At 69.6% G+C, this 26,929-nt stretch carries 25 protein-coding genes, 1 tRNA gene and 4 pseudogenes; 23 read left to right on the top strand and 7 right to left on the bottom strand.

Translation table 11 applies throughout. From position 1 onward, the window contains the following. The first annotated feature begins 1 nt into the window (after position 1). Positions 2-601, top strand: coding sequence for a hypothetical protein (locus ACX6XY_RS21685; RefSeq protein ID WP_460333187.1), 600 nt, complete (start codon positions 2-4; stop codon positions 599-601). Positions 602-928: 327 nt separating this feature from the next. Beyond that, a pseudogene (locus ACX6XY_RS21690) lies at positions 929-2,622 on the top strand (ISAzo13 family transposase); the annotation flags it as partial. On the opposite strand, the pseudogene ACX6XY_RS21695 reads toward ACX6XY_RS21690, so the two are convergent. Together ACX6XY_RS21695 and ACX6XY_RS21700 are read right to left on the bottom strand one after the other, a co-directional pair. Next, positions 2,622-2,993: pseudogene (locus ACX6XY_RS21695) on the bottom strand (transposase); the annotation flags it as partial. The pseudogenes ACX6XY_RS21690 and ACX6XY_RS21695 sit on opposite strands and share 1 nt — an antisense overlap. 714 nt (positions 2,994-3,707) lie before the next feature. Continuing rightward, positions 3,708-4,100 (bottom strand): peptidase inhibitor family I36 protein, encoded by a 393-nt coding sequence (locus ACX6XY_RS21700; protein ID WP_460333190.1) that lies wholly within the window; start codon positions 4,098-4,100, stop codon positions 3,708-3,710. Positions 4,101-4,399: 299 nt separating this feature from the next. On the opposite strand from ACX6XY_RS21700, the gene ACX6XY_RS21705 reads away from it, so the two are divergent. The 5 genes and pseudogenes from ACX6XY_RS21705 (at position 4,400) to ACX6XY_RS21725 (ending at position 7,787) form a co-directional block, all read left to right on the top strand. Then, a complete protein-coding gene (locus ACX6XY_RS21705; protein WP_460333193.1) occupies positions 4,400-4,792 on the top strand; it encodes a peptidase inhibitor family I36 protein in 393 nt (130 codons plus the stop codon). A gap of 24 nt (positions 4,793-4,816) precedes the next feature. Then, positions 4,817-5,650, top strand: coding sequence for a hypothetical protein (locus ACX6XY_RS21710; RefSeq protein ID WP_460333196.1), 834 nt, complete (start codon positions 4,817-4,819; stop codon positions 5,648-5,650). 165 nt (positions 5,651-5,815) lie between these two features. Next, positions 5,816-7,111, top strand: a complete 1,296-nt coding sequence (locus ACX6XY_RS21715; protein ID WP_460333199.1) for a glycosyltransferase family 39 protein — start codon at positions 5,816-5,818, stop codon at positions 7,109-7,111. 98 nt (positions 7,112-7,209) lie between these two features. Continuing rightward, a pseudogene (locus ACX6XY_RS21720) lies at positions 7,210-7,464 on the top strand (DUF6192 family protein); the annotation flags it as partial. Next, entirely contained in the window at positions 7,461-7,787 is a 327-nt protein-coding gene (locus ACX6XY_RS21725) for a hypothetical protein (protein ID WP_460333201.1), read from the top strand. The pseudogene ACX6XY_RS21720 and the gene ACX6XY_RS21725, both read left to right, overlap by 4 nt. A 598-nt stretch (positions 7,788-8,385) precedes the next feature. Here the strand turns inward: ACX6XY_RS21725 and ACX6XY_RS21730 are convergent. Further along, positions 8,386-8,910, bottom strand: a pseudogene (locus ACX6XY_RS21730) (winged helix-turn-helix domain-containing protein); the annotation flags it as partial. Positions 8,911-9,116: 206 nt separating this feature from the next. On the opposite strand from ACX6XY_RS21730, the gene ACX6XY_RS21735 reads away from it, so the two are divergent. Beyond that, positions 9,117-10,538 (top strand): ATP-binding protein, encoded by a 1,422-nt coding sequence (locus ACX6XY_RS21735; RefSeq protein WP_460333204.1) that lies wholly within the window; start codon positions 9,117-9,119, stop codon positions 10,536-10,538. 181 nt (positions 10,539-10,719) lie between these two features. Then, positions 10,720-11,157 (top strand): SRPBCC family protein, encoded by a 438-nt coding sequence (locus ACX6XY_RS21740; RefSeq protein ID WP_460333207.1) that lies wholly within the window; start codon positions 10,720-10,722, stop codon positions 11,155-11,157. 49 nt (positions 11,158-11,206) lie between these two features. On the opposite strand, the gene trpS is transcribed toward ACX6XY_RS21740, so the two are convergent. Continuing rightward, the gene (trpS, locus tag ACX6XY_RS21745; protein WP_460333210.1) at positions 11,207-12,262 is read right to left on the bottom strand and encodes a tryptophan--tRNA ligase; all 1,056 of its coding nucleotides are present in this window, start codon (positions 12,260-12,262) and stop codon (positions 11,207-11,209) included. Positions 12,263-12,760: 498 nt separating this feature from the next. Next, positions 12,761-13,363, bottom strand: coding sequence for an NAD(P)H:quinone oxidoreductase (wrbA, locus tag ACX6XY_RS21750; RefSeq protein ID WP_460333213.1), 603 nt, complete (start codon positions 13,361-13,363; stop codon positions 12,761-12,763). A gap of 167 nt (positions 13,364-13,530) precedes the next feature. On the opposite strand from wrbA, the gene ACX6XY_RS21755 reads away from it, so the two are divergent. The 5 genes from ACX6XY_RS21755 to ACX6XY_RS21775 all read left to right on the top strand — a co-directional run bounded on the left by ACX6XY_RS21755 (position 13,531) and on the right by ACX6XY_RS21775 (position 19,270). Next, complete coding sequence (locus ACX6XY_RS21755; protein ID WP_460333216.1) at positions 13,531-14,232, top strand: TetR/AcrR family transcriptional regulator; 702 nt, start codon at positions 13,531-13,533, stop codon at positions 14,230-14,232. An 89-nt stretch (positions 14,233-14,321) separates the two neighbouring features. Beyond that, a complete protein-coding gene (locus ACX6XY_RS21760; protein ID WP_460333219.1) occupies positions 14,322-15,572 on the top strand; it encodes an ATP-binding protein in 1,251 nt (416 codons plus the stop codon). Further along, positions 15,569-16,285: a response regulator gene (locus ACX6XY_RS21765; RefSeq protein WP_460333222.1), complete on the top strand. Its 717-nt coding sequence runs from the start codon at positions 15,569-15,571 to the stop codon at positions 16,283-16,285. The genes ACX6XY_RS21760 and ACX6XY_RS21765 overlap by 4 nt, the downstream gene beginning before the upstream one ends. A gap of 161 nt (positions 16,286-16,446) precedes the next feature. Continuing rightward, positions 16,447-18,606, top strand: coding sequence for an MMPL family transporter (locus tag ACX6XY_RS21770; RefSeq protein WP_460333293.1), 2,160 nt, complete (start codon positions 16,447-16,449; stop codon positions 18,604-18,606). A 43-nt stretch (positions 18,607-18,649) separates the two neighbouring features. Continuing rightward, a complete protein-coding gene (locus tag ACX6XY_RS21775) occupies positions 18,650-19,270 on the top strand; it encodes an HhH-GPD-type base excision DNA repair protein (protein ID WP_460333225.1) in 621 nt (206 codons plus the stop codon). On the opposite strand, the gene ACX6XY_RS21780 is transcribed toward ACX6XY_RS21775, so the two are convergent. Beyond that, positions 19,271-19,744, bottom strand: a complete 474-nt coding sequence (locus ACX6XY_RS21780) for an ATP-binding protein (protein ID WP_460333228.1) — start codon at positions 19,742-19,744, stop codon at positions 19,271-19,273. 158 nt (positions 19,745-19,902) lie between these two features. Between ACX6XY_RS21780 and ACX6XY_RS21785 the strand changes: the two genes are divergently transcribed. The 5 genes from ACX6XY_RS21785 (at position 19,903) to ACX6XY_RS21805 (ending at position 24,039) form a co-directional block, all read left to right on the top strand. Next, positions 19,903-20,727 (top strand): helix-turn-helix domain-containing protein, encoded by an 825-nt coding sequence (locus ACX6XY_RS21785; protein WP_460333231.1) that lies wholly within the window; start codon positions 19,903-19,905, stop codon positions 20,725-20,727. Continuing rightward, positions 20,724-20,972, top strand: a complete 249-nt coding sequence (locus ACX6XY_RS21790; protein WP_460333234.1) for a DUF397 domain-containing protein — start codon at positions 20,724-20,726, stop codon at positions 20,970-20,972. The genes ACX6XY_RS21785 and ACX6XY_RS21790 overlap by 4 nt, the downstream gene beginning before the upstream one ends. A gap of 212 nt (positions 20,973-21,184) precedes the next feature. Continuing rightward, positions 21,185-22,801, top strand: coding sequence for a M28 family metallopeptidase (locus ACX6XY_RS21795; RefSeq protein WP_460333237.1), 1,617 nt, complete (start codon positions 21,185-21,187; stop codon positions 22,799-22,801). 142 nt (positions 22,802-22,943) lie between these two features. Next, positions 22,944-23,240 carry a type II toxin-antitoxin system VapB family antitoxin gene (locus tag ACX6XY_RS21800; protein ID WP_003986294.1) on the top strand — a complete coding sequence of 99 codons (297 nt, stop codon included), beginning with the start codon at positions 22,944-22,946 and terminating at the stop codon, positions 23,238-23,240. Between the two features lie 136 nt (positions 23,241-23,376). After that, positions 23,377-24,039: a LytR C-terminal domain-containing protein gene (locus tag ACX6XY_RS21805; protein WP_460333241.1), complete on the top strand. Its 663-nt coding sequence runs from the start codon at positions 23,377-23,379 to the stop codon at positions 24,037-24,039. A 107-nt stretch (positions 24,040-24,146) separates the two neighbouring features. Here ACX6XY_RS21805 and upp read toward each other — a convergent pair whose 3' ends face one another. Then, on the bottom strand, positions 24,147-24,782 hold the full coding sequence (gene upp / locus ACX6XY_RS21810) for a uracil phosphoribosyltransferase (RefSeq protein WP_460333244.1): 636 nt from the start codon (positions 24,780-24,782) through the stop codon (positions 24,147-24,149). Between the two features lie 173 nt (positions 24,783-24,955). On the opposite strand from upp, the gene ACX6XY_RS21815 reads away from it, so the two are divergent. The 4 genes from ACX6XY_RS21815 (at position 24,956) to ACX6XY_RS21830 (ending at position 26,575) form a co-directional block, all read left to right on the top strand. Further along, positions 24,956-25,141 carry a hypothetical protein gene (locus ACX6XY_RS21815; RefSeq protein WP_460333296.1) on the top strand — a complete coding sequence of 62 codons (186 nt, stop codon included), beginning with the start codon at positions 24,956-24,958 and terminating at the stop codon, positions 25,139-25,141. 163 nt (positions 25,142-25,304) lie between these two features. Next, entirely contained in the window at positions 25,305-25,832 is a 528-nt protein-coding gene (locus ACX6XY_RS21820) for a tRNA adenosine deaminase-associated protein (protein ID WP_460333247.1), read from the top strand. Positions 25,833-26,008: 176 nt separating this feature from the next. Beyond that, positions 26,009-26,437, top strand: a complete 429-nt coding sequence (tadA, locus tag ACX6XY_RS21825; RefSeq protein WP_460333299.1) for a tRNA adenosine(34) deaminase TadA — start codon at positions 26,009-26,011, stop codon at positions 26,435-26,437. A gap of 53 nt (positions 26,438-26,490) precedes the next feature. Continuing rightward, positions 26,491-26,575 (top strand) — tRNA-Ser (locus ACX6XY_RS21830). Positions 26,576-26,929 lie beyond the last annotated feature (354 nt).

A 26,929-nucleotide genomic window follows, 5' to 3' on the forward strand; every position in this document is an offset into this window, starting at 1 on the left:
AATGCGCACCACTCGGGCCTGGGCCGCTGTCCATGCCACGCGACCCGCGGTCCTGCTCATCGGCGTGGCAGCCCTCGCCGCGGTAGCCGGGGCACATCTGAGTGTGGTCGGGTTCGCCAGCTTTCTGTTCGAGTCCCCTGTGTCACTCCTGCTCCTGCTGCCCGCGATCGCGGGGACGGGAGCAGCGGCGGCCACGGACAATGCGGCGCGCATTCCCCTGCCTGATCCCCTCAGGGCCCAAGCCGCCCGGGCGGCCTGGGCCCTGAGCTGGACGCTTCTGGCCGTCCTCGCGGTCAACCTTGGCCAGATCACCGGCGCTCCCGTGTCCTGGCAGTCCGTGGCCCGGAACGTCCTCATCCACGCCGCTCTGGGTATCCTGGTGGTTCTCTACGGCAACCCATACTTCGTCTGGGTACCGCCCATAGCCCTGACACTCGCCTCCATGATGTTCGGCTACCCACCGTCCGAACCCGGCTACTATTGGTGGGCTGTCATCATGCGGGAAGAGACCACGCCCACCCAGTGGGCCTCAGCCACAGCACTCTTCACGCTCGCGCTGGCGGCTCGCACGCTCACAGCCACACCCCGGCACAACAAGTGACACACCACGGCAGGCCGCCGGGAGATACCGCAGTGCTGCCAGGGAAGAAGGGGTGGGCCTCATGCCGACGGCCGTCAACATCGCCATCGGGATCGTGCTAGCCAACGTCGCCCTACTGGCATTCGCCTTCCTATTCGTCCGCGTTCGCAAACGCAGGCGCTGACCATGGGCTTGACGACCTGCCTCGGGCCACCCGACCGACGCCCTCGGCCTACTCGGCGTCGCCGCCAAGAAGGCTGCGCTGCCCGCGACGAAAGCGCTGGTTGCCTCCCAGGGCCTGTATTTCAATTACTGCTCGATGAACGGATGTTGGCGGGACACTGAGGTGTGACTGCGTGTGCGGCTGCTCAGGCTTCGGTTGTGGCTCTGAGGGCGAAGTTCGACCAATTCCTTCCTCATCTCGATGAGCGACGCCGGCGGATTTACCTGGCCAGCGAAGCTGCCGCGCTTGGCCACGGCGGGATCACGCTGGTGGCGGCCGCTTCTGGTGCCAGTGCGGCAACCGTCGCACGCGGGATCGCCGAGTTGTCCGGGCATCCTTTGCCGACCGGGCGGATCCGGGCTCCAGGAGCCGGCCGTAAGCCGCTGACGGTCACCGACCCCGGTCTGCTGCCCGCGCTTGAAGCTCTGATCGAGCCGCACACACGGGGTGATCCGGTCTCGCCGTTGCGCTGGACCACGCTTTCATTCCGTTCGCTGGCCTCTGCGCTGACCATGCGAAACCACCCGGTCAGCGCGGCGACCGTCAGACGCCTGTTGCACTCCCTGGGATACAGCCTGCAGGGCACCGCCAAGACCACGGAAGGCGCCAGTCATCCGGACCGTGATGCCCAGTTCACGCACATCAACGCCACCGCCGCGGCCTTCCTCGAGGGCGACCAGCCGGTGATCAGCGTGGACACCAAGGCCAAGGAGTGGCTCGGTAGCCGCGATCGACCCGGACGGATCTGGCGGCCGGGCAAGAACCCCATCCGTGTCGACTGCCACACGTTCATCACCAGTGACCAGCCCGTGGTCATCCCCTACGGGATCTACGACATCGCCCGCAACACCGGCTGGGTCAACGTCGGGACCGACCACGACACGGGCGAGTTCGCGGTGGAATCCATCCGCCGCTGGTGGCAGCAACGTGGACAGGACGACCACCCGGACGCCGCCCGGCTGCTGATCACCGCCGACTGCGGTGGTTCCAACGACCCCCGCCGCTGGACATGGAAGAAGCACCTCACCGCCTTCGCTTTGGAAAGTGGGCTCGAGATCACGGTCTGCCACTTCCCACCCGGAACATCGAAGTGGAACAAGATCGAACACCGGATGTTCTGCCACATCACCGCGAACTGGCGTGGCAGGCCCCTGACCAGCTACGAGACCGTCATCGAGACGATCGCCGCCACGACCACCCGCGCCGGGCTCAGAATCGGAGCCGAACTCGATACCGGCCGATACGACCTGGGCACCGAAGTGCCACCCGCCGAGTTCCATGCCCTGCCGATCACACCCCACGCCTTTCACGGCAGCTGGAACTACACCCTGGCACCGGTCGCACCCCGGCTCCCCGAGCCGGCACCGAGCCGACAACGGATCAATCCCGCCCTGACCGCGATGCTCAGCGACCCGGCCCTGACCGGGATGTCACGATCCGCGTTCGACCGCCTGGTCGCCGTCTCGGAACCGTACTGGGACGCCCTGGCCGAGGCGGCATTCCAACGACGCTTCCGCCGCCCACGCAGCTACCTCCACCCACAGATCAGCAGCCTCGACCACTACCACCGCCTACTGACTGCCCTGTTACGCCGCCGCAGAGCCGTCACCAGCACACTTCTGGCCCAGCTCCTGAACGTCACCCGCACCAACCTGTCCAACCAGTTCCAAGACGGCCACCGCCTCCTGGACCTGCACCGCATCGCGGTCACACCGCTACCCGGACCCCCCGCCCGCACCCTGTCCCAACTCCGAGCCCGCCTAACGTCAGACGGCGACACCTACGCAGATCAACTCTGACAGTTATTCCGACACAGGCCCCGGCGGTTCCGGAGTACTGGCGCTGGACCCCGGCGGAGGTGGTGCCCTTCTTGATGAACCCGGTGTCATCGATGATCAGCACGCCGCCAGCCTCGCCGAGCTTGCCGGCGACGTATTCCTGCAGGTCATCGCGGATGTCATCGGGCTCCCACTTCGATCCGGCGAGGAGGTGCTGCAGGCCGTCGGGTGTGCGGTGGCCGACCTGTTCGGCCAGCTGCCAGCTGTTCTTGCGGGCCACCGGGGCGAGCAGCCCGCGGACGTAGTCACGCATGCGGCGGCGGAGCTCGACTCGGCCGAAGCGGTGCCCGATGGTCAGGAAGAGATCGTCCAGTTCGACGTCCCACTGCGCGGCGGCATACTCGGTGATCACCCTCGGAGGCTGCCCCGCCGCTGTCACTACCTGCGGCGTTGTCGCACGATCGAGGGGCGGTCTCCCTGAGACCGCCCCCGCACGACCGAAGACCCGCTACACTCCCGCCACCCGGCGAAAGACCAGGTCAGACACCGAAATCCTGCTGGAGTACCGGGGTGAGGTCCACGAAGCCGCACCACAGGGCCCGCCCGTACGCGAACCGGCCTGCTCAACACAGAGGTTGAGCGGGCCGGTGTCGTAAATACCCGTCAGGGCCGAACGACCGTAACGTCAAGCCCTCGGTATAGATCGGGGTGGGTCGTCAACAGGTACCGGCCTGGGGTGCGGGCGACGTGTACGGCGTGAGCCGCATCCCAGGAGATACGGTCACTGGTTCGCCTGCCCGGTGGTAGCCTGCAGGGCATTTGCGGCATCCTGAGCGACGGCGCGGCCCGGGTAGCTAACCGGGCCCAGTATGCGGTCCGTTGGGTCCACCTCATATCGGAGGTGCCGGGTAGTCCCGTTCTGTACAACCCATCCCATGGTGTTGTCGCACACTGGCTGCTAGTCGGGCTCGATAAGCTCGACCCGCTGAACCCGCTCGGCCCTGTACCTCATGCCCCGGTCGGCGACCGGGGAGAGCGTCACGGAGGAGAGCCCACCGGCCCAGTCCTCTCTCGGCTCTCAGCCATTGGAAAGCAAAATACCGGCTTTGAGGTACGGGGCTGCCGGTTAGCGGAACTGTATGGAGCTGACCTTGTTGTCCATGCCGTTGTTGGACAAGTCCTTGTCGACGTCACCGGGGTCGGACAGGTACGTACGCCCGTTGTACCCAGCGTGCTGGTGCAGGACCACGGTCCGGGAGGACCAGTTCCTGACGGAGCTGATGCCGTCATTGACAGGGGCATCCCAGTCGCCGGACCAGTAGACGTACTTCAGGTTCGAGGCGTTCTCCCAGAAGACCTGCCACTCGCCCTTGTAGTCATCGTGTTGGTAGACGTTGAACCCTCCGGCCGTGGCGCGGTCGGCGCCGTCTGGGGCAGCAGTTGCGGTTGCGGAGGCGCCGAGGATGAGGCCACCGGCAATGGCAGTGCTGGCGAGTGCTCTGGTGAGGCGTGAACGCATGCTTGTGCTCCCTGTGCTGGGTGAGGCTGCGTGATCGGTGTCGATTCAACGTGCCCCCGCGCACCCGGTCAACCACCTATTGTCGGACGCTACCGGCCCCTACTGGCAGGGGAGTTGGTGGCGAAAACCGCTCTACCAGGCCCCCGCCGCCACGGGGTGAAGCGTGTTCAAGCCAAACGGGTCGGATTTCGTTGACTCTGATGGATGTGACGCATTGAATCTTGTGCGTCGTAAAGCACTCCACCGCGAGCCCGGGGCACCCCCCTGTAACGGGCTGCGCCACCGAGAGGACACCAACCTTGAAGTTCACCGTCGGCAAGATACTCGGGGCCGCTACCGCCGTAGCATCCGCTACGCTCCTCACACTGGCTCCTACCGCCGCCGCAGGCCAGGACAGCGCGGAGCGGGCCGAGTACGGAACCTTCTACGTCTACCAGCACGACGACTACAAGGGGAAGTGGGCCTTCTTCGAGGGCAGCGACTCGAACCTGACAAACAATTACTGGGTCGGCGGCGGCGGGTCTGTCAATGACGGCATCAGCTCTGTCAAGAACTGGTCCTCCCGGACCGTGGTCCTGCACCAGCACGCTGGGTACAACGGGCGTACGTACCTGTCCGACCCCGGTGACGTCGACAAGGACTTGTCCAACAACGGCATGGACAACAACGTCAGCTCCGTACAGTTCCGCTGACCGGGCGTGCGGGAAGGACCGCGCATGTGGTGGGCGGCCCTGCCCCTGGCCGTCCTTCCCGCATGCGGTACAACCCCGGACACCGGCCAGCCCGGCGTCTCGGTACCCGAGGCGGCCGGAGTAGTGCGCGAACTGGGTTTGCCCTTTGACGAGTTCACCCCGTCTTTGGCTGAGCACTACACCATTGGTGACGCGCTCGACGCCATAACCGGGGACTGCATGGAACGCCAAGGCTACAGCTGGGCGGCCATCGACCGACCCAAGGACGCGGTAGAGGTCGTCAACCGGCGCCGCTACGGCGCGGCCGAGCCCCTCGTCGCGGAACGCTTCGGCTACCACGCCCCGCCCCGGCTCCTGAACCGCTACCCCGTAGCGGAGCGGGAACGGGAACGTATGGTCGCTCTGTCCGGCAAGGAAGCCAAAGCAGCGGACACATGCCGGAAGGCGGCATGGGGCCGTATCACGAGCGGCATCAAGAGCCCCGGCCGGACCCGGTTCAACGACATGGCCGACAAGATCATGGACGAAGCACAGAAGAACGGACCAGTCGCGGCGAGGGTGAAGCGGTGGAGCTCCTGCATGCGTGGCAAGGGCTTTGACTACCCTAGCCCGTTCGCAGCCGTAGACGACCCCCGGTGGTGGCGCGGGGAAAGCGACGAACCGGCCAAGGGCGAAACGGCCGTCGCCACGGCCGACGTCGCGTGCAAGGCTGAGACCGGCCTCATACCGGCCTGGCACGCGGCGGAGGAGCGCATGCAGACTAAGGCCATCCGGGAAAACACGCAGTACTTCCGCGAGTTGAAGAAGGCCAACGAGCAGCGCGTAGCACGAGCCAAACGGCTACTCGACGGCCGGTAGGGGAGCGACACCATTTTCACGGCACAACAGAACACCACCGGCCACCGGCCCCCCGCTGCACATGTGAGGGGCCGGTGGCCGGTCGCGCTTCTACCGGCTCTCGTCGCAGGCGTACTTGGAACGTGGGGGATATCCCGTGGCGGTTCACTGTGGCGCGATGAGGCCGTGACCGAAGCCGCCGCCCACCGCACCCTTCCCGAACTGTGGGCACTCGTACAGAACATCGACGCCGTACACGGCCTCTACTACCTGCTGATGCACGGGTGGCTAACGGTGTGGGACGGGGGGCCCGTCGCCCTGCGCGCCGTGTCGGTGGCCGCGACGGTGTGCGCGGCGGCAGGGGTCGCGGCGCTCGGCAGGGAACTGGCCACCCCCCGTACCGGCCTGTACGCCGGAGTCGTATACGCGGTCCTTCCCCCTGTGCAGTATTACGCGCAGGAGGGACGTCAGTACGCCGCCGTTTCCGCGTGCGTGGTGTGGGCCACCTGGTTCCTTGCCCGTGGCCTGAGAGGCGACCTGCGCCGGCACCAGGTGGGTTACACGCTCCTGATGGTCCTGGCGTGCTGGCTGCACTTGTTCGCCGCCCTGGCCTTGGTCGCCCACTGGTTCGTCGTCCGTCCCCACCGCTATCGGGCCGTGTTCCTCCTCGCGGGCGCCACCGTGGCGGCCGGGTGCCTGCCGCTGGCCGCACTCACCGCCGGTCAGGCTGGTGCGCAGCTGTCCTGGCTGTCCCGCCCCGGCATAGCCCAGTGGGCGGGGTTCCTTGCCACCGCCGGCGCCGGGTGGCTTCTTTCACGGCTGGCCCCCCCACGGGTCAGGACCACCGGGCTCGCGCTCCTCATCCTGCCCGCCGGGCTCCTCATCACCATCTCAATGATCAAGCCCTACTACGTTGACCGATACGTCCTGTACTGGCTGTGCGGGCTCGCCCTCCTCGCCGGGGCCACGGCAGATCACGCACTCGGGCGGTACCGGAACCTCACCACCCGCCGCAGGGCCGCCTGCGCCGCCGTCCCCGTGGCCGTCGCGGCGGTCCTAGTGCCCTGGCACATACAGCTGCGCGGCCCCGAGGCCCGCAAAGACGACGCCGCCGCCGTAGCAGCGGCTGTCGGGGACGTCACCGGGCCCGGTGACGCGGTCCTGTTCGCCCCGGCCCGGCGCCGTGACTGGCTCCTTCATGACCGGCCCCTGTACCGGTCACTGAACGATATCGCCCTCGCCGACAGCCCTGAAGCCTCCGGGACCCTGCGCGGCACCGAACAGCCACCGCCCGCTATCCGTAACGAACTGCATGATGTGGACCGGGTCGTCGTACTCTCCGACCCCCTGGGGCAGCCCCTCGACGAGACCCCCGAAGAGGTCACCAAGCGCCGTGCCCTGGACGATTACCTCACCCCCTGCAACACCACCACCGTGCACGGAGCACGTATAACGGTATGGGCAGAGAACTGTCGGAACTAGTACTCCAGCAGGAGGCCGAGTTGCCGACGCCTCCGAGCCACCCCGACCCTGGAGAGCCAGAGTCCGACTAATCTCCTACGCTCACCGGTCCAGCGGTCAACTGCCACGACACCCCCTCTGCCGTGCTGAAAATCCTCGGCGAGTGCACTGGCTTCTGCATCTCCATGCAGAACGCAGTCGTGCAGGCCCAGGGGGAGATGCTGACCACGGAAGAGGAAGAGGCAGTCCTGGACAGCATCAAGAAGGTTCGGGCCGTCTGCGACTGGTGCGAACACGTCGTGACCACCGGCCAGTCCGACATATACGAAGAACTCGCCCAGCTCGTCGGCCCTGGGGAAGGAGGACAGCGATGAAGACCCGACGAAGGTCGCCCTCCGACCTCGGCGTCGAACTCTGGGATCTCGTCAAGGAAACCGGTGACGAGGGAATGCCCCGAGAAGCCGCACTGGAGCACATGACCGCGAGCCACTTCGAGATCGCGAAGGTCTGGGATCGCGACACCATGTGCGAGCGGGAGCGCGAATGCTTCCTCTACATGCTCGGCGAAGGCGCGGAGCTGAGTCCACAGCTGCGAGTGACACACACGGTGCTCGTCGGCATGATCGAGGCCGCGGCTCCGCTCAAGCACGCCGGCTTCTCGGCAGAAGTCGCGGTGCGTGGAGGCATGAGTACCTGAGCGGGACTGCGGTCGGCACCAGTCGCGTGGTCTCAGTTTTGGTCTCATTCACCTCCGTCCGGAGGCGTCCAGATCACCGGCCAGCATTCGCTCAGCCGCAGGTCAGGACGCCCACGACCGGTGCGGGACGGCCAGGCGAAGACTTGGAAAGCGTGTTGGGGGCAACCCCTCACGAGTTCGAATCTCGTATCCTCCGCACCCGCCTGAACAGGCGAAACGAAGAGCCGAGCCGCGATTGCGGCTCGGCTCTTCGGCGTGGACCGGTTGCGTACGTGCCCTGGTGCTGGTTGCTGCGCTGGAGCAGCTGCTCGCGGGCACAGCCTCCGACGAACTGCGCGGCATGCCGACGGCAGTGGGCGTGAAGCCTCCGGGCACAAGCCGCAACGACTGGCCGCACTCGTGGAACACCACAGCAACCGGGAGGGTCGTCGCGGTGGTCGCGACAGCCCCCGGCGACGGCCCGAAAGCTGCTCGTGCGCCGAGCCGCGGCCGTGCCGAGCCAATCGCAGTTCATCCTGTTCGGCGCTGTCGGCCCCGGCCTCGCACGAGGCGCCCGGTGGGCGCTGGACTGGGGACTCCTGATCCAAGACCGTGACCGCTACTGAATTTGAACGCGTGATGTCGGCCAGCTGTCCATGATCAGGCCGGTGTCGGTGAGGCAGCCGTCGACCAGGTGCGGGCGGTACTGGATCTGCTTGAGCTTGCGCTTGACGGGGCGTTGTCCCAGACGAGCACGATCGGTCCGCCGAGCTGGATGCGGGCCCGGACGATCAGGTCGCGGAAGTCACGCCAGGTGAAGTCCTTCGGCTCGCCCTTGCGGCCCCTGCACTCACGGATCGCGTAGATCAGCCGGGACCTCTGCCCCGGTTTGTAGCAGGCCATGTCGGCCATCGAGGCCCGGCCGGCCCCCCGTCCACGGACGCGGACGACCGGCGTGTGCCCGATGCGGCCCCAGGTACCTGGCACGCGGCCAGGTCTCCTTCTTCCACACCTCGACCGCCGCGTCGTCGCGCTCGATCGCCCGGCGGGCGGGCTGCTGCCAGGACCAGCCGTGCCGCTTCAGCCGCCCCGGCGATCCCTTCGACAGAACCCCCGCTTCGCCGCGCTCGCGCCACTGGCCCCGACGGCCCTGATCAGCGGCAGTCCACCCACAGCGTCGCTCGCCTCACCGTGCGCCGCGAGCGCCGAAGACACCCATCGGTCGCCAGTACGCGACCAACCTTCCCCACTCCCATATCCACAGCGTCATGAGTCTCATGCCCGAGCGAAAGCAAGATGGTATCGCTGGAGATAGTATCGCTAGGGATACCATCTTGATCGGGAGCCTACATGCGTCGTTTCATCGGGCGGGAACGCGAGCTGAACGTGCTCGGCAACGCCTTGCAGGCGGTTCACGACGCCGCCGGGTCAGCGAAACCCGGTCAGTGCATCCTCATGCGCGGACGGAGGCGGGTCGGCAAGTCCAGCCTCGTCGAGGAGTTCATCCGGCGGACCGAGACGCCGTACCTCTTCTTCACCGCGGCGGGCGGCACGGCGGAGGACGAGCTGACGGAGCTGCTCGACGCCGTCGCCCGATCCACCCTGCCGGAGCGGGAACTGTTCTCGGAGGAGACCCCGGAACAGTGGAACGCGGCGCTCAGGCTGCTTGCGGAGATCCTTCCCGACGACACTCCCAGCGTCGTCGTCATCGACGAGGTTCCGTATCTGATGGACCGCATCGACGCCTTCGAGGGCATGCTCCAGCGGGCATGGGACCGGCTGCTCAGCCGCAAGCCGGTGCTTCTCCTCCTGGTCGGGTCCGATCTGTCGATGATGGAGGCGCTGAACAGCTACGACCGGCCTTTTCACCAGCGGGGCCGGGAAATGATCGTGGGACCTTTGAACCCGGCCGACATCGGCGAAATGCTCGGCCTGTCTCCGGCGGCCGCGTTCGACGCCGCTCTGATCACGGGAGGTCTACCTCTGATCTGTGCTGAGTGGCGGGCCGGAGCGGATGTCTGGGAGTTCCTCCGCGACTCGCTGGACAACCCGATCTCGGCGCTGCTGGTCTCCGCTGAACGGTCACTGGCCGCGGAGTTTCCACCGCAGGCGATGAGCAGGGAAGTCCTGCGGGCCATCGGATCCGGGGAGCGAACCTTCACCAACATCGCTCGCGCGGCGGGCGGCATCGCGCACAGCACTCTCACCCGAGCCACTGACGTCCTGACCGAGAAGAGGGTCGTGGCCGCCGAGCTGCCGCTCTCGCTTAGGCCGTCGAAGGAACGCCGTTACCGGGTGGCCGACCCCTACCTGCGCTTCTGGCTCGCGTTTCTGGATCCGCACATGGCGGAGATCGAGCGGATGCGAGGGGATCTCACTCTGAGCCGGATCAAGGAGCAGTGGATGAGCTGGCGGGGCCGCGCGATCGAACCCCTCGTCCGGGAGTCCCTCGCCCGCCTCCTGCCGGACGGGCTCCTGCCCGCCGCCCCGGCGATCGGCGGGTACTGGACCCGCAGCAACGACGTGGAAATCGACTTGGTGGGCGCCGACCGGCAGCCGGTGGCCAAGCAGTTGCTCTTCATCGGCTCGGTCAAGTGGCTGGAGAACTCCGCGTTCGACAGCCACGACCTGGCAGCACTGCAGAAGCATCGGGCGGCGGTCACCGGCGAGCCAGTACCGCTCGTGGCGGTCTCCCGCAGCGGGATCAGATGTTCCGGTCTCCAGGCGGCCTACGGCCCCGACGAACTGCTCACCGCCTGGCGCAAGGTGTGAACAGGGCTGGGCTCAATGGTTGCAGTTCTGGTTGCATTCGCCTCCGTCCGCTGCGGTCCGGGCAGAGACCGCCCGCAAGCTCTGCCGCAGGTCAGGACGCGCCCGGCCTCAGTCGAACCCTGAGACGAACATTCGGAAAGCGTGTTGGGGGCAACCCCTCACGTGCGGAAGACTCGTGGCTATGCCGGTGGACGTAGTTACCGAGATCGAGATCGAGCGCCCGTGCCCGGAGGTCGCCGAGTACGCGGGCGACCCGTCCCACGCCCCGCAGTGGTACGCCAACATCGAGTCGGTGCGGTGGCGGACCGAGCCGCCGCTGCGGGTCGGCTCGAAGCTCGCCTTCGTCGCGCACTTCCTCGGTCGGCAGCTGAACTACACGTACGAGGTGGTCGAGCTGGTGCCCGGTCAGCGGCTGGTGATGCGCACCGCCGAGGGTCCGTTCCCGATGGAGACCACCTACATCTGGGAGCCCGTGAACGCCGCGCGTACCCGGATGACCCTGCGGAACCGTGGCGAGCCAGCCGGGTTCGCGCGGATCGGGGCGCCGGTGCTGGCCGCCGCCATGCGCCGGGCGAACCGGCAGGACCTGGCGGCGCTGAAGCGGCTGCTGGAGTCGTGAGCTGAGATCCTGGTCGTCGAAGGGCGGAGCCGGCGCGGCGTGGAGCCGGTCAGTAGTGGCTGGCCATGGCGGTGCGGACCTCGGCGAGCGTGGCATCGGCCACGGCTCTCGCTCGCTCGTTGCCTTCGCGCAGCGTCCGGCGCAGGTAGCCGCGGTCCCGCGCGTACTGGGCGCGGCGGGCTCGGATCGGGGCCAGGTACTCGTTGACCGCCTCTGTCACGGTCCTCTTCAACGCGGCGGCCCCGGCGGAGCCGATGTCGTCGGCCACCTGCTGGGGGGTGCGGTCCTGGCAGAGGGCCGCCAGCAGCAGGAGGGACGACACTTCGGGGCGGCCTGCGGGGTCGTAGGCGATGTGGCGTTCGGAGTCGGTCCTGGCGCCCTTGATCAGCCGGGCGGTCTCGTCCGCGTCGGCGGCCAGGGTGACGGCGTTGCCCCGGCTCTTGCTCATCTTGGCGCCGTCCGTCCCGAGGAGCAGCGGTGCGCGCGACAGCAGGGCGGCGGGCTCGGGGAAGACGGGCGCGCCCGCGCCATAGCGGTCGTTGAAGCGGCGGGCGATGGTGCGGGTGAGTTCCAGGTGGGGGAGTTGGTCCTGGCCGACGGGGACCAGGTCGGCCTTGCAGAAGAGGATGTCGGCGGCCTGGTGGGCAGGGTAGGTGAACATCAGGCCGCTGACGGAGGACTGCCGGGAGTGGGCGATCTCGTCCTTGACCGTCGGATTGCGGTTCAGCTCGGCGACGGAGACGAGGCTGAGGAAGGGCAGCAGCAGCTGGTTGAGTGCGGGCACGGCGCTGTGCGTGAAGATCGTGCTGTGCTGGGGGTCCACGCCGATGGCGAGGTAGTCCAGGACCAGGTCCTCGACGTGCTCGGTGAGGTGGTCCGCGACGTCGCGGTCGGTCAGGACCTGGTAGTCCGCGATGATCACGAACATCTCCACGCCGAGGTTCTGCAGACGTACGCGGTTGTGGAGGGTGCCGAAGTAGTGGCCCAGGTGCAGGCGGCCGGTGGGGCGGTCGCCGGTCAGCACCCGGAATCGGCTGGGGTCCTCGCGGATCAGCTCTTCCAGTGCCGCGGGGCTTTGGGCCGCGAGCTGGGGAACGGTGTTCATGCGGTCTCCTGGTGGTGGGGTCGGTACGGCCGCCCGGAGACGGCATCCACCCCTGATCCAGTGATCCAGTGATCCAGTGATCCAGGGAACGCGAAAGGGCCGTCCATCCGAACGGCCCGGTCATGCGTGAGATGCGGCCGCTCCTATACGGAGCGCCACCAGCTCAGACACGGCGAAATACGCATGAGCGCATGGTACCGCCCTGCTCACAGGGCCCGCGCTCGAAGGGCCCCGCCGTCTTCGGCAGAGCCCCTCGGTGTATGTGCGCACATTGCGGATATGCAGTCCCCGGTAGCCCTCCTCGTATCCGCGAGTTTCAGCCGTCGCTGCCAACTCCGAGATCGAGAGGATCTGCCGGGGGCCTGGCCAGAGCCAACGAGTGGGTCAGTCGGCGAACGTCTTCGCCAGCTGTGCGGCTCGCTCTGGTTTTCTGGTGTATTTGGGATTTTCCTCCCTATTTCAGATAAGTCAAGAGGCATCGGCTCGTACGCGCGCTGATCAGGCCACGCGCAGCCGGTCGGCGATCGTGACCAGCCGCTCGCCCTGGTAGCGCGCCGCCTCCAGCACGTCGTCCCCGACCGGGCCGCCGGCGCCGGAGGCGTGCGAGGTGCCGTACGGGTTGCCACCGGCGGCGGAGACCAGCGGGCTGGTGAAGCCGGGCGGGACGATCAGCGAACCCCAGTGGTGCAGCGTGTTGTACAGGGCCAGCAGGGTCGACTCGTTGCCGCCGTGCTGGTTGGCCGCGCTGGTGAACCCGGTGGCGGGCTTGTCCGCGAAGACGCCCTGCTGCCACAGCCCGCTCGTCGTGTCGATGAACTGCTTCAGCTGGCTGGCTATGTTGCCGAAGCGCGTCGGGCTGCCGAAGGCGTAGGCGTCCGCCCAGGCCAGGTCGTCCAGGGTGGCCTCCTCGACGTCCTTGGTCGCCGCCAGGTGGTCGCGCCAGGCCGGTACGGATTCGATGACCGAGGCCGGGGCGAGCTCCGCGACCCGGCGCAGCCGCACCTCGCCGCCCGCCTTCTCGGCGCCTTCGGCGACGGCCTGCGCGAGCTCGTGCACGTTTCCGGTGGCGGAGTAGTAAACAACCGCGATCTTGGTCGCCATGTCGATCGTTCCTTCCCAAGGCTCCGGGTCAAAGGTCCGACCCCAAAGGTCCGACCCGCTGAAACGGATGGCTATCCGTTTCGGCTGAGCTCAGTTAACCGGATACCCATCCACTTACGCAAGGAGTTCCTGAGAGGAAACGGATAGCTATCCGTTACGCTGCTGGTATGGCCGACACCCCCTCCGACACCCCCTCCGACACTCCCGCCGACACCCCCTCCGGCTCCACCTCCGGCTCCGCCGACGCGCCCCGCCGCATCGCTCTCCCCCTGGCGGACCAGCCGCCCCCCGAGCGCGCCGACGCCGCCCGCAACCGCCGCCGCATCCTCGACGCCGCGGCCACCCTGGTCGCCGAGCAGGGCCCCGACGCGCTCACCATGAACGCGGTGGCGCACGCCAGCGGGATCGGGGTCGGCACGGTCTACCGGCGCTTCGGCGACGTCGCCACACTGCTCATGGCGCTGCTCGACGACCGCGAGCGGCAGTTCCAGGCGGCCTTCCTGAGCGGCCCGCCACCGCTGGGCCCCGGCGCGCCGCCCGCCGAACGGCTGCGCGCCTTCCTGCACCGGCTGGCCGACTACACCGACGAGCAGCGGGCGCTGCTGATGGCCGTGGAGTCCGCCAACCGCAGCGCCCGCTACAACAACAGCCCCTACGCGACGCTGCACACCCATGTCGCGATGCTCGTCGGCCAGCTGCGCCCCGACGCCGACGCGCGGGTGCTGGCCCATCTGCTGCTCGCCACGTGCGCTCCCGTCCTGGTGCACCATCTGCGCTACCAGGACGGCCTGCCCGCGGCCCGCCACAAGGCGGGCATCGACGACCTGCTCGGCCTCAGCGGCCTCAGCGGCCTCAGCGGCCTCGCCTGACTCCCGCGCGCACATCCCCCGTACCGGCGAGGCCCCCGCCCCCGCCCCTCCGGGATACTGGCCCGGCCTCTGCCCCGAGGAGTCGCCGTATGGCCTCGAAGTTCCCGCTCGTCCACCGGCTGCGCACGGCCAATCCGTACGCCGTGGACATCCCGCTCGCCGCGCTCGTACTGCTCGCCGTCTCCCTCCAGTTCGTCCTCCCGCAGCAGGGCACCGAGACGGACTGGCTGGGCGCTCTGCTGGGCTTCGGCACCGTGCTGCCCCTGGTGTGGCGGCGTCGGGCGCCGTTCGCCGCCGCCTGTGCGGTAGCCTTCTTCACCACCGCCATGGGGCTGCACGCCCGCCCGGCCCCCGACCTGACGTACGGCGGCATGGTGACGCTGTACACGCTGGCCGCGAACTCCCTGCCCTGGCAGCGGCGTTGGATGCTGCTCGGCTGGCTCGTCGGGTCCGTCTGGACGATGGCGGTCAAGGAGGACACCCAGTCGTTCGAGTACGCCTTCCATGTGCTGCTCATCGTCTTCGCGTACGGGCTCGGCGTGCTCAGCCGGGTCCAACGGGCCTACACCGCCGCCCTGGAGGACCGCGCCCGCCGCCTCGAACGCGAGCTGGCCAGCGAGACCGCGCGGGCCGTCGCCGAGGAACGCTCCCGGATCGCCCGCGAGATGCACGACATTCTGGCGCACGCGGTCAGCCTGATGGTGGTCCAGGCGGAGGCCGGTCCGGTGGTCGTCCGCAGCGACCCGCGGCGCGCCGAGGCCGCGTTCGACGCGATCGCGGGCGCGGGGCGGGACGCGATGGTGCAGCTGCGGCGCATCCTGGGCGTACTGCGGGAGACCGACGCCCAGGCCGAGCGCGCGCCGCAGCCGACCCTGGACGCCGTGCCGGAACTGCTGCGGCAGGTCGAGGAGACGGGCCTGCGGGTCGAGTTCGCCGCCTCCGGGACGCCTCGGGCGCTGCGCCCGGACACCGAGGTCTCGGCGTACCGGGTGATCCAGGAGGCCCTGACGAACGTCGTCAAGCACGCCGACAAGGCGTCGCGCGTACGGATACACCTGGCGTGGGGCGAGCGCGAGTTGACCCTGTCCGTCCAGGACGACGGGGCACCCGCCACGCCGCGCTCAAGCCCGCGCCCGCCCGCGCATCCGCATCCGCACCCGCATCCGCACCTGTACCCGCACCCGCACCCGCACCCGCACCCGCATCAAGGTCCGGGCCACGGCCTGATCGGCATCCGGGAACGCGCCGCCGCCGGAGGCGGCACCGCCACCGCGGGTCCCGGACCCGATGGCGGATTCCGCGTCGAAGTACGGCTGCCCACGGCATCCTTGGAGGCATGAGCATCCAGGTAGTGGTCGCCGACGACCAGGAGTTGGTGCGCAGCGGGTTCTCCATGATCCTCGACGCGCAGCCGGACATCGACGTGGTCGCCGAGGCGGGCGACGGCGCGGAGGCGGTGGCCGCCGTGCACCGGCACACGCCGGACGTCCTCCTGCTCGACATCCGGATGCCGGGCATGGACGGCATTGAGGCGGCGCGCCTGGTGTGCGCGCGGTCCGACTGCCGGGTCGTCATGCTCACCACCTTCGACCACGACGAGTACGTCTACGACGCGCTCTACGCCGGGGCCAGCGGCTTCCTCCTCAAGGACGTGCGGCGCGACGACCTGGTGCACGCGGTGCGGGTCGTCGCGGCCGGGGAGTCGCTGCTCGCGCCGTCGGTGACCCGCCGCCTGGTCGCCGACCTCGTCGCGCGCCGCCGCGCCGGGACCCCCGCCGGGCTGGCTTCCCGTACGACGCCGGACGCGACGCCCGCGGCCCTCACAGCCCCCGCGGCCACCCGCCTGGGCGTCCTCACCGCCCGCGAGGAGGAGACCCTGCGGCTGCTCGCACGCGGCCTGACCAACGCCGAGATCGCGGCGGCCTTCACGGTCAGCGAGCACACCGTGAAGACCCATGTCAGCAACGTGCTCGGCAAGTTGGGCCTACGGGACCGCATCCAGGCGGTCATCTGCGCGTACGAGGCGGGTCTGGTGACCCCCGGCGAGGACTGACCCGCAGGCGAGTCCTCCCTCTCACGGGGGAGGACTCGCCCACGCGAGGGAGGACTCGCCCACGCGGAGGAGGTCCGAAGACCGCGCGGACCGGCGATGTGCCGCGTACCCCGACGGGACGACGCTGAGTGGCGACAGCCCACAAGCACCCGGAGGACCCCGTGCTAGCCGCACTCGCCCGGACGGCCACCCGCCGCCCCCTCACCGTGATCTTCGCCTGGCTGCTGCTGATCGCCCTCGGCTTCGGTGTCGGCACCGGCGTCTTCAGCCGACTCTCCAGCGCGATAGCCGAGGTCCCCGCGACCGAGTCGGAGCGCGCCGCCGACCGCCTGGCCGCGCTCGACCCGACCGGGGACTCCATCTCCGCGGTCGTCGAGGGCCAGGCCGACCCCGCCGACGTACGCCGCGCCGTGGCCGACGTACGCCGACTGCCCGGCGTGGCCGAGGTCCCCGACCCGTACACCGCGCCGGGACTCGCCGCCGAGAACGGCCGGGCCCTGCTGATCCCGGTCGCCCTCGACGGCGGCCTGAGCGACGACGCCACGTCCGACGCGGTCAACGCGGCCGCCGACCGCCTGCGCGCCATCGACGCCGACAACGTGGCCGTCAGCGGCGGGCCGCTGCTCGGCGAGCAGATGGGCGAGGGAGCCCAGCAGGACGTCGTGCGGGCCGAGTTGATCTCACTGCCGGTCGTCCTGCTGCTGCTCCTGGTCATCTTCGGCGGACTGCGGGCCGCCGGGCTGCCGCTGGTGATCGCGATCACCGGAGTCGCCGGGGCCTTCGCCGCGCTGTTCGCCTTCAGCCTGGTGACCGACGTGTCGGTGTACTCCATCCAGATCACCACCATGCTGGGCCTCGGCCTCGCCGTCGACTACGCGCTGCTGATGCTGGTCCGCTTCCGCGAGGAACGCGCCGCCACGCCCGACTCCGCCGACGTCGCCGAGGCCGTCCACCGCACCGTCGCCCGCGCCGGGCGCACCGTGCTGTTCTCCGGCGTCACGGTGGCGGTCAGCCTGGCCGGGCTGCTGGTCTTCCCGAACACCTTCCTGCGCAGCATGGGTCTTGCCGTGGCCGCCGTGGTGGTGGTCGACATGCTGGCCGCGCTGACGCTGCTGCCCGCGCTGCTCGCCCGCTTCGGCGGCCGGATCGCCCCGTCGTCCCGTAAGCCGAAGCCCCGCGACACCGCCCCGCGGGAACCGGGCCGGTTCTTCGCCCGGCTCGCCCGGTTCTCGGCCGCCCGCCCGGTACTCGTCACCGTCACCGTCGTCGCGGGCCTGGCCGTGCTCGCGCTGCCCGCGCTCGGCCTCAAGGTCGCGGTGGGCGACGCCCGTTCGCTGCCCGCCGACACCGAGGCGCGGCAGCTGTACGACGCGACCCAGGCGCACTACCCGCCGGGCACCGGCAACGACCCGGTGACCGTGCTCATCGGCCCGGACGCCGATCCCGCGCTCGCCGACCGCTTCGCCGCGCTCCCCGGCGCGGCCGCGGCCAGCACCCGTACGCTGCCCGACGGAACCGCCGTCCTCAGCCTCACCCCGAGCGGCACCCACGACGGCCCGGCCGCGACCGGCCTGGTCGAACAGGTCCGCGACCTGCGCGCCGACGAACCGGTGGAGGTCACCGGCGTGGCCGCCCGCCTGGTCGACTTCCGCGCCATGCTCGCCGACAACGCCCCCTGGGCCGCGGCGATCGTCCTGCTCGGCATCTTCGTCCTGCTGTTCGCCTTCACCGGCTCGGTGCTGCTCCCGCTGCGCACGATTCTGACCACCCTGCTCAGCCTGGGCGCGGCGCTGGGCGTGGTGACCTGGGTCTTCCAGGACGGGCACCTGGCGGGCTGGCTCGGCGCGGAGGGCCTGGGCGGACTGAGCGTCACCGCGCCGCCGCTGATCATCGCCATCGCCTTCGGCCTGGCCATGGACTACGAACTGTTCATCCTGGCCCGGATGCGCGAGTCCTGGCTGGAGTCGGGCGACGCGCGGACCGCCGTGGTGACCGGGCTCCAGCGCTCGGGCCGGGTCGTCACCTGCGCGGCGCTGCTCCTCGCGGTCGTCTTCGCGGCGTTCATGACGGGCGGCTTCTCGCCAATCCTTCAGATCGGCCTCGGTCTGACCACGGCCATCGTGATCGACGCGACGGTGGTACGGATGTTCCTGGTCCCGGCGACGATGACGCTGCTGGGCCGCCGGGCGTGGTGGTCACCGGCCCCCTTGCGCCGCGCGCACGCCCGCTACGGCCTCACGGAATCGGGACCGGAGCCGGGACCGGAATCGGGACCGGAATCGGACCCCCAGACGGAAACCCCGGCCCTGACTCACCGCTGATCCAAGGGTGCGCGGCCAGCCGCCGCGGGTGATCATCGGATACATGAGTGCATCCAGCCACCCCGCCATCCACCTCGCCCAGCAGCCCGAAGCCGACGAGCTGCTGGGCCGCAGCCCGCTGGCCGCGCTGGTCGGCATGCTGCTCGACCAGCAGGTTCCGATGGAGTGGGCCTTCTCAGGCCCGTACACCATCGCCCAGCGGCTCGGGGCCGACGACCTCGACGCGCACGAGATCGCGGCGTACGACCCCGACGCCTTCGCGGAGCTCCTGTCCGCCAAACCGGCCGTCCACCGCTACCCCGGCTCGATGGCCAAACGCGTCCAGCAGCTCTGCCAGTACCTGGTCCACGAGTACGACGGCGACCCGGAGGCCGTCTGGCGCGACGTCCCCACCGGGAAGGAGCTGCTGGCCCGCCTCAAGGCGCTGCCCGGCTACGGCGACCAGAAAGCCAAGATCTTCCTCGCCCTGCTCGGCAAGCAGTACGGCGTACGGCCGACGGGCTGGCGGGAGGCGGCCGGGACGTACGGCGAGCGGGGCGCTTACCGCTCGGCGGCGGACATCACCGGTCCCGAGACACTGGCGAAGGTCCGCGCCTACAAGCAGGAGATGAAGGCGGCCGCCAAAGCAGCCAAGCCCGCCAAGACCACCAAGACCACCAAGTAGTCACTTGCGGGCGTACGTCTCCGCCCACACCGTCTTGCGGGGCGGCGGGCCGTCCGTGACGCCCCACCGGTCCGCGTACGCCGCCACGACCAGCAGCCCGCGCCCGGACTCGTCCTCCGGGCCCGGCGTCGGCCCCTCGTCGTCGGGCGTCCGCAGCGGACGGTCGCCCCGCGTGTCGGTGACCTCGATCCGCACCATAGCGTCGTCACTCAACGTCAGGTTCAGCTCGAAGCCGCGGCCCGCCACGCGCGCGTGAAGCACGGCGTTCGAGGCGAGTTCGGCGACGAGCGCGGCGGTCGTGTCGGAGAGTTCGCTGCCGTACGGGATGCCCCAGGCGTCCAGCTGGTGGAGCGTGAGCAGCCGGGCGAGGCGGGCCCCACGGCGGGTCGCGGAAAGCCGCTGGCGGAAGACGAGTTCGGCGGCGGGGACGGCGGGGGCGGCGGGGGCGGTGTCGGCGGCGTTTTCGGTACGCATGGGGCCAACGGTGGCCGTCCGGCCCGGCGCGCCACCAGGCGCGCACCGCGTACGGAGCGCCACCGTACGCGCACGTGTTGTAGACAGTACTCCCGATGTGCCGTAACCCTGGGTGAGTTGATCGCGGGGAGATCCAACCCACCGGGAGGTGGTGCGTCATGGCCTGGGAGTACGACGAACCGGAGTCCTCGGACAGCCTGAAGACCTTCGGGGCGGTGGTTCAGGCCCTGCGTGAGCACGCCGGGCTCAGCCGCGAGGAGTTCGGCGAGGCGGTCCGGTTCTCCAAACACACGGTGGCCTCCATCGAGTTGGGGCGGCGCATGCCGGACGCCTCGTTCGTGGAGCGTGGAGAGACGGCGACGGGAAACACGGGGGCGCTGCGCAACGCGCTGAAACACCTGGCGCGACAGCCGGGGTTGGCGGCGTGGTTCCGGCTGTGGGCGAGGCTGGAGCAGACGGCGCTCGCCCTGTACACGTACGAGTGCCGCCTGATTCCTGGCCTGTTGCAGACCCAGGCCTACGCGCGGACGCTGTTCGCCAACCAGTTGCCGCCGCTGGGGGACGAGCAGATCGAGGCGCAGTTGGCGGCCCGGCTGGAGCGGCAACGGCTGTTGCGAGAGCGGCCGAACACCGACTACAGCTTCATCCTGGAAGAGCACCTGTTCCTGCGGCGGACGGGCGGCGCGGAGGTGACACGGGGGCTGATCGACCACGTACTCGACGTCGCCGCCGTCCGGAACGTCAGGATTCAGGTAATGCCGCAAGTGCGGGAGAACCACGCCGGGCTGGCCGGACCGATGCAGCTCCTGGAGACCCCGGAGAACAAGTGGTACGCCTACTGCGAGGGGCAGCGGAGCGGCCTGTTGATCTCCGATCCGAAAGAAATCAGCGTGCTCCAGATGCGGTATGCCACGATGCGCTCACAGGCTCTCACTCACGAAGACTCCGTGAGCCTGTTGCAGCGGATGCGAGGAGCACTATGAGCAGCATCACCACGGAACTGGCCTGGTTCAAGAGCAGCTACAGCAGCAGCGGCGACGGCGACTGCGTGGAAGTCGCCCTCTCCTGGCGCAAGTCCAGCTACAGCGGCGGTTCCGGCGACGACTGCGTGGAAGTGGCCACCTGCCCCACCACCGTCCACGTCCGCGACTCCAAGGACAAACAGGGCCCCCAGCTCGCCTTCGCCTCGCTCGCCTGGGAGACGTTCGTCAGCTACGCACGGTCCTGACGCTGATGCGCTCGCCGAGACAGTCCGTCTCGGCGAGTAGGACAAGTATTCGGCCATACGGACGATCCGACTCCGCTGGCCCACCTGACAGGAATATGATGCGCTAATCCGACTAAATCGAGCACAGGTTGCGGTGGCCCCCTTCTCCACAGGCCCTCGGATCGCTTAGCGTCCCTCCCACCTCATTCGACTGACCTCGGGGAAGGACTTCTGTGAGCGCATCACCCCGTTCGCTCAGAACCGTCGCAGCACTGGCCGCCGCCGCCCTCGCCACCCCGCTGCTGCTCGCCGCCTCCGGCCCGGCCGCAGCCGCCGGGAAGGGCCACACCCCGGCCAAGGACGCCGAGCGGCTCGCCCGCCAGCTGGTCGAGAAGTCGTCCGCGGCGGACGCGTACCGGCACCTGGAGAAGTTCCAGGAGATAGCCGACGCCAACGGCGGCAACCGCGCGGCCGGTTCGCCCGGTTACGACGCCTCCGCCGAGTACGTCTACAAGCTGCTCAAGAAGGCCGGGTACAAGGTGTCCTACGACACCTTCGACTTCACCTACATCGAGACGCTCGCCGAGTCGATGGCCGTCGTGTCGCCCGAGCAGCGCGACATCGACATCATCGCGATGTCGTACACCAAGTCCACCCCGGAGGGTGGCATCGAGGCCGAGGTCGCGGCCGTCCCGGTCGACGAGGACACCACGACCGGCTGTGACGCCGAGGACTACGCCTCCGGCGACTACACCGGCAAGGTCGCGCTGATCAAGCGCGGCGGCTGCACGTTCGCCCAGAAGGGGCAGATGGCGGCCGACGCGGGCGCTGCCGCCGCCGTCATCTACAACAGCGGCGAGGGCACCCTGAACGGCACCCTCGGCGGCCCGGAGAACGGGCGGATCCCGACCGGCGGCATCACGCTGGCCGAGGGCGAGGCGCTGGCCGCCGACGTCGCGAACGGCGGGGCGACGGTCAGCCTGGAGATCCGTCAGCTCCACGAGGAGCGGACGACGAAGAACGTCATCGCCGAGACGCCCGGCGGCGACGCCGACAACACCATCATGCTCGGCTCGCACCTGGACTCGGTCCCGGCGGGCCCCGGCATCAACGACAACGGCTCGGGCTCGGCCGGACTGCTGGACGTCGCGCTGAAGTTCGCGCACGCGACCAAGCAGGACAAGACGTACGGGAAGTCCGGCCTGCGGGGCCACCCCACGAAGTCGCCGCGCAACAAGGTCCGCTTCGCCTGGTGGGGCGCCGAGGAACTCGGCCTGCTCGGCGCGGAGCACTACGTCGGCAACCGCACCGACGAGCAGCTCGCGCAGATCAAGGGCTACCTGAACTTCGACATGATCGCCTCGCCGAACGCGGGTCTGTTCGTGTACGACGGCGACGACTCGGACGGCGTCGGCGCGGGCCCAGGACCGGAGGGCTCGGCCCAGCTTGAGCGCGGCATCACCGACTTCATGGACAAGAAGAACATCCCGCACGAGGGCACGGACTTCACCGGGCGCTCCGACTACGGGCCGTTCATCGAGGCGGGCATTCCGGCGGGCGGCACCTTCACCGGGGCCGAGGGCATCAAGACCGAGGCGCAGGCGGAGAAGTTCGGCGGTGAGGCGGGCGTCGCGTACGACCCCTGCTACCACGCCGCGTGCGACGACCTGAAGAACATCGACATGAAGGCGTTCGACGTCAACATCGACGTCATCGCCAACGCGGTCGGCCACTACGCCCACGACCTGCGCCCGCTCAGCGAGCCGGTCGACTTCGTCCCCACCGAGGGTGACGCGGGCAGCGGCGGCGGTCTGCACGAGGACCACGACCACGAGGCCGTCGCGAAGTAACTGAGCAGTCGGAACGGAACACGCCAGATAGCTCGATAGGCGGACCTTCCACCCTCCGCCCGGCCCGGTACACGGGCCGGGCGGAGTCAGTCGTACGGCTCCGAGGCTGCGCCCGGAGCGCCATGCCCGGTAGGCTTTCCGTGTGATCTTCAAGCGCATCGGAAACGGCCGACCGTACCCCGACCACGGCCGGGAAAGCACCCGCCAGTGGGCGGACGTCGCACCGCGCCCGGTCCGCCTCGACCAGCTCGTCACGACGAAGCAGCAGCTCGACCTGGAGACGCTGCTCGCCGAGGACTCCACCTTCTACGGCGACCTGTTCGCGCACGTCGTGAAGTGGCAGGGCGACCTCTATCTGGAGGACGGCCTGCACCGCGCCGTGCGCGCCGCGCTCCAGCAGCGCCAGGTACTGCACGCCCGCGTACTCGAACTGGGCTAGGGCCCGCCTGGGCCGGGGCTCGCCTGGGTCAGGGCCAGCCTGGGTCAGGCCCCGCGTTGCCCCTTTTGGGTAGCCTCGTACGCCGTACGCTGATCATCTAGTAGGCATAGCCGCCAGGTCGGATTACGCTGCGGCCATGAGCATGCTCACTCCCCCCGGCATGGGCGGCGAATACCGCATCACGGGCGACAAGTACCCGCGGATGCGACGCGGCCGCAAGGGCCGCAGGATCGTGCTCGCGCTGGTCGCGTCGGTCGCCGCGCTCGGCCTGGCGGGCTGGGGGACACTCCAGCTCATCGACGTGTTCTCGGGCGACGACGAGGAACAGACGGTCGCCGCGAACAAGCCCGACTGCGGTCAGACGACGGCCTCGGCCGCGTCCGGCTCGCCGTCGCCGTCCGCCGCGGCGTCCCGGAAGCCCCTGCCCAAGCCGGGCCAGATCAAGGTCAACGTCTTCAACGCCACGCCGCGCAGCGGCCTCGCCAAACAGACCGCCGAAGCGCTGAAGAAGCGCGGCTTCACCATCGGCGAGGTGGCCAACGCGACCGAGGAGTTCGACAAGAAGGTCGAGGGCACCGCGATACTGCTCGGCGCGAAGTCCGCGAAGGACGGCGCTCTGCCCGTGCTGGGCGCGCAGCTCGCCGGGGCCGAGCAGCGGACGGACGACCGTAAGGGCAAGGACGTCGACCTGGTCATCGGCTCCGGCTTCGAGAAGCTGGCCACGAAGAAGGACGCCGCCGACGCCCTGGTCGCCCTGACCAAGCCGTCCCCCGCGCCCACCCCGAAGCCCGGCTGCTGACGCCCGGACACACGACGGGCGAACGCGGAATCGTTCGCCCGCCGCGTCGCCGAACGCGCGGCCTTACGCCGCCGAACGCGCGGCCTTACGCCGCCGAACGCGCGGCCTTACTCAGCCGCGCCGTACATCCGGTCGCCCGCGTCGCCCAGGCCGGGCACGATGTACCCGTGCTCGTTGAGCCGCTCGTCGACCGCGGCGGTCACCACGGTCACCGGCGTCCCCGCCAGGTCGCGCTCCATGACCTCCACGCCCTCGGGCGTGGCCAGCAGCACCACGGCCGTCACATCGTCCGCGCCCCGCTTGATCAGCTCCTGTACGGCGGCGACCAGCGTGCCCCCGGTGGCCAGCATCGGGTCCACCACGTACACCTGACGCCCGGAGAGGTCCTCGGGCATCCGGGTGGCGTACGTCGACGCCTCAAGCGTCTCCTCATTGCGCACCATGCCGAGGAAGCCGACCTCGGCCGTCGGCAGCAGCCGCACCATGCCGTCGAGCATGCCGAGGCCCGCGCGCAGGATCGGCACCACCAGCGGGCGCGGGTGGGAGAGCTTCACGCCCGTGGTCGGCGCGACCGGCGTCTCGATGTCGACCTGCTCGGTCCGCACGTCCCTGGTGGCCTCGTACGCGAGCAGCGTGACCAGCTCGTCGGCGAGACGACGGAAGGTCGGCGAGTCGGTGCGCTTGTCACGCAGGGCAGTGAGCTTGTGCGCTACCAGCGGATGGTCGACGACGTGCAGCCGCACGGTTTCCTCCAGGGGGCCTGATCTGCAACAACGGCCGCAGCAGCGACCCGGTGCTCCAGGCTACCGGCAGGCCGTGGGGGACGGCCCCAAGCCTGGGACCCGACCGTGCGGTGGCATGGCGCGCGGTGTTCGAGGGAAAGTGGTGGGGACGAACGCTGCGGGTGGTGAAGCCGATGCCAGAGCTCGACGACGAGGGACCGGACCAGCGGCGCGAGAGCGACGCCGAACGCAGGCGTCGGCGCGCCCGGTTCCTGCACGAACTGCACGAGGCCAAGGAGCTGCGCGCCAGGGTTCAGCCCCGCCGGGTCCGGGCCGCGCGCATGCGCCAGGCGATGCGTATGCGCACCTTCCGCTGGTGAGATGTGACGCGGCACGTACAAACACAGCGGGGGAAGACCTCTCGCGAGCGCCTGGTTTCTGCCACGATTCCGGTGGAGCGGGTCGCCTCGCGCGCACTCGCCCCAGCCAACTCCGCCGGGGGGAACCCCAACCGGCACGCCTACGACCAGTGGGAGAGTCACGGTGTACTTCGCCGCACTGCTCGCGCGCACCGAAGACGGGTGGGAAGCGAGCGACACAGAGCTCGACGATGTGGAGACGCTGTCGGATCTGGCCGACCTGGCACGCGATGCCTCGGCCGGGGCCGACGACGACACGGTCCTGGTGTTCATCGAGCAGGAGGAAGCCTGGTTCGGCCTCGTCCGCGTGGACGGCGAGGAGGACCCGCGTATCTACGTCTCCGACGCGGCGGCCGCCGCGCGGTCCTCGTACGGGGAGATCCTCACCAGCGCCCTGATCGGCGAGGACGACGACCCGGCCGACGACCTGGACGCCCTGGACCTGGACGGCACCGAGGAGGGCGAGCCGGACGGCGGCTCCGACGCGGCGTCCGGCGACCACCCGGCCGCGCCGCCGGGGCCGCTCGGCGAGGTCGGGCTGCTGGCCGACCTCGGCCTGTCCGAGAAGGAGCTGCTGTCGCTCACGTCGGACGCGCTGTCGGAGATCGCGGAGGCCCTGGGGGCGGCCGAGATCCTGGAGGCCGTCCGCTAGTGCCGCCCCCGCACGACTCCGTACCCGGTCCGCCCGGTCCGGCAGGTCCGCCCAGTCCGGCAGGTCCGCACGACTCCGTACCCGGCCTGCCGGACCTGCCCGACCTGCCCGACCTGCCCGAGTCGGCCCACGCCGCCGGTGCGGTGGACCCCGTACGGGATCCCTGGGCGGACGCGATGCGTACCGCCCTTCGGGAGGCCGCCCGCGCCGCGTCGGCCGGTGACGTGCCGGTCGGCGCGCTGGTGCTGTCTCCGTCCGGCACGGTCGTCTCCACCGGTCACAACGAACGCGAGGCGACCGGCGACCCCACGGCGCACGCCGAGGTGCTCGCCATCCGCCGGGCGGCCACGGCGCTCGGCGCGTGGCGGCTGTCGGACTGCACCCTGGTCGTCACGCTCGAACCGTGCACGATGTGCGCGGGCGCGCTCGTGCAGTCCAGGGTCGGCCGGTTGGTCTACGGCGCGCGCGACGAGAAGGCGGGGGCGGTCGGCTCCCTCTGGGACGTCGTACGCGACCGCCGTCTCAACCACCGCCCCGAGGTGATCCACGGCGTACTCGCCGACGTCTGCGCCGACCAGCTCACCCGCTTCTTCCGCGACCGCTGAGGCGCCCGGAACCCGATTTCGGCCACGGGCACTCTTGGGCTAAGCTTCCTCTCGGTAGCGTGTCCGAGCGGCCGAAGGAGCTCGCCTCGAAAGCGAGTGTGGCGCAAGTCACCGTGGGTTCAAATCCCACCGCTACCGCTTCTGGAAGGGCCCCGGCAGTGCCGGGGCCCTTCCGTCGTACCGGGGAGCCGTGCCGAGAGAGCCGCGCCGGGACGCACGAGAGCCCCGGCGCCCAGTGGTCGGCGCCGGGGCTCTCGCTCCCACAGCGGACGGAGGGAAGGGGCATCGGGGGGACACGCCCCTTCCCGGTCCATCGCCCCGCGCATTCCTGCCAGATCCGCCGGGCTCACCCCCATCCTGCCGCCGGGACGACCGGTCGACATCCCGGCAAAGGGCCCCGCGGTGCGGGCCTTTGGTCCCTAAAGACCGGGTGAAGCCACCGGGATACACTCACGGACTGGCGAGCGGGACTGGCGAGGAAAGGCACCGAGA

The organism is Streptomyces sp. O3 (assembly GCF_054788135.1).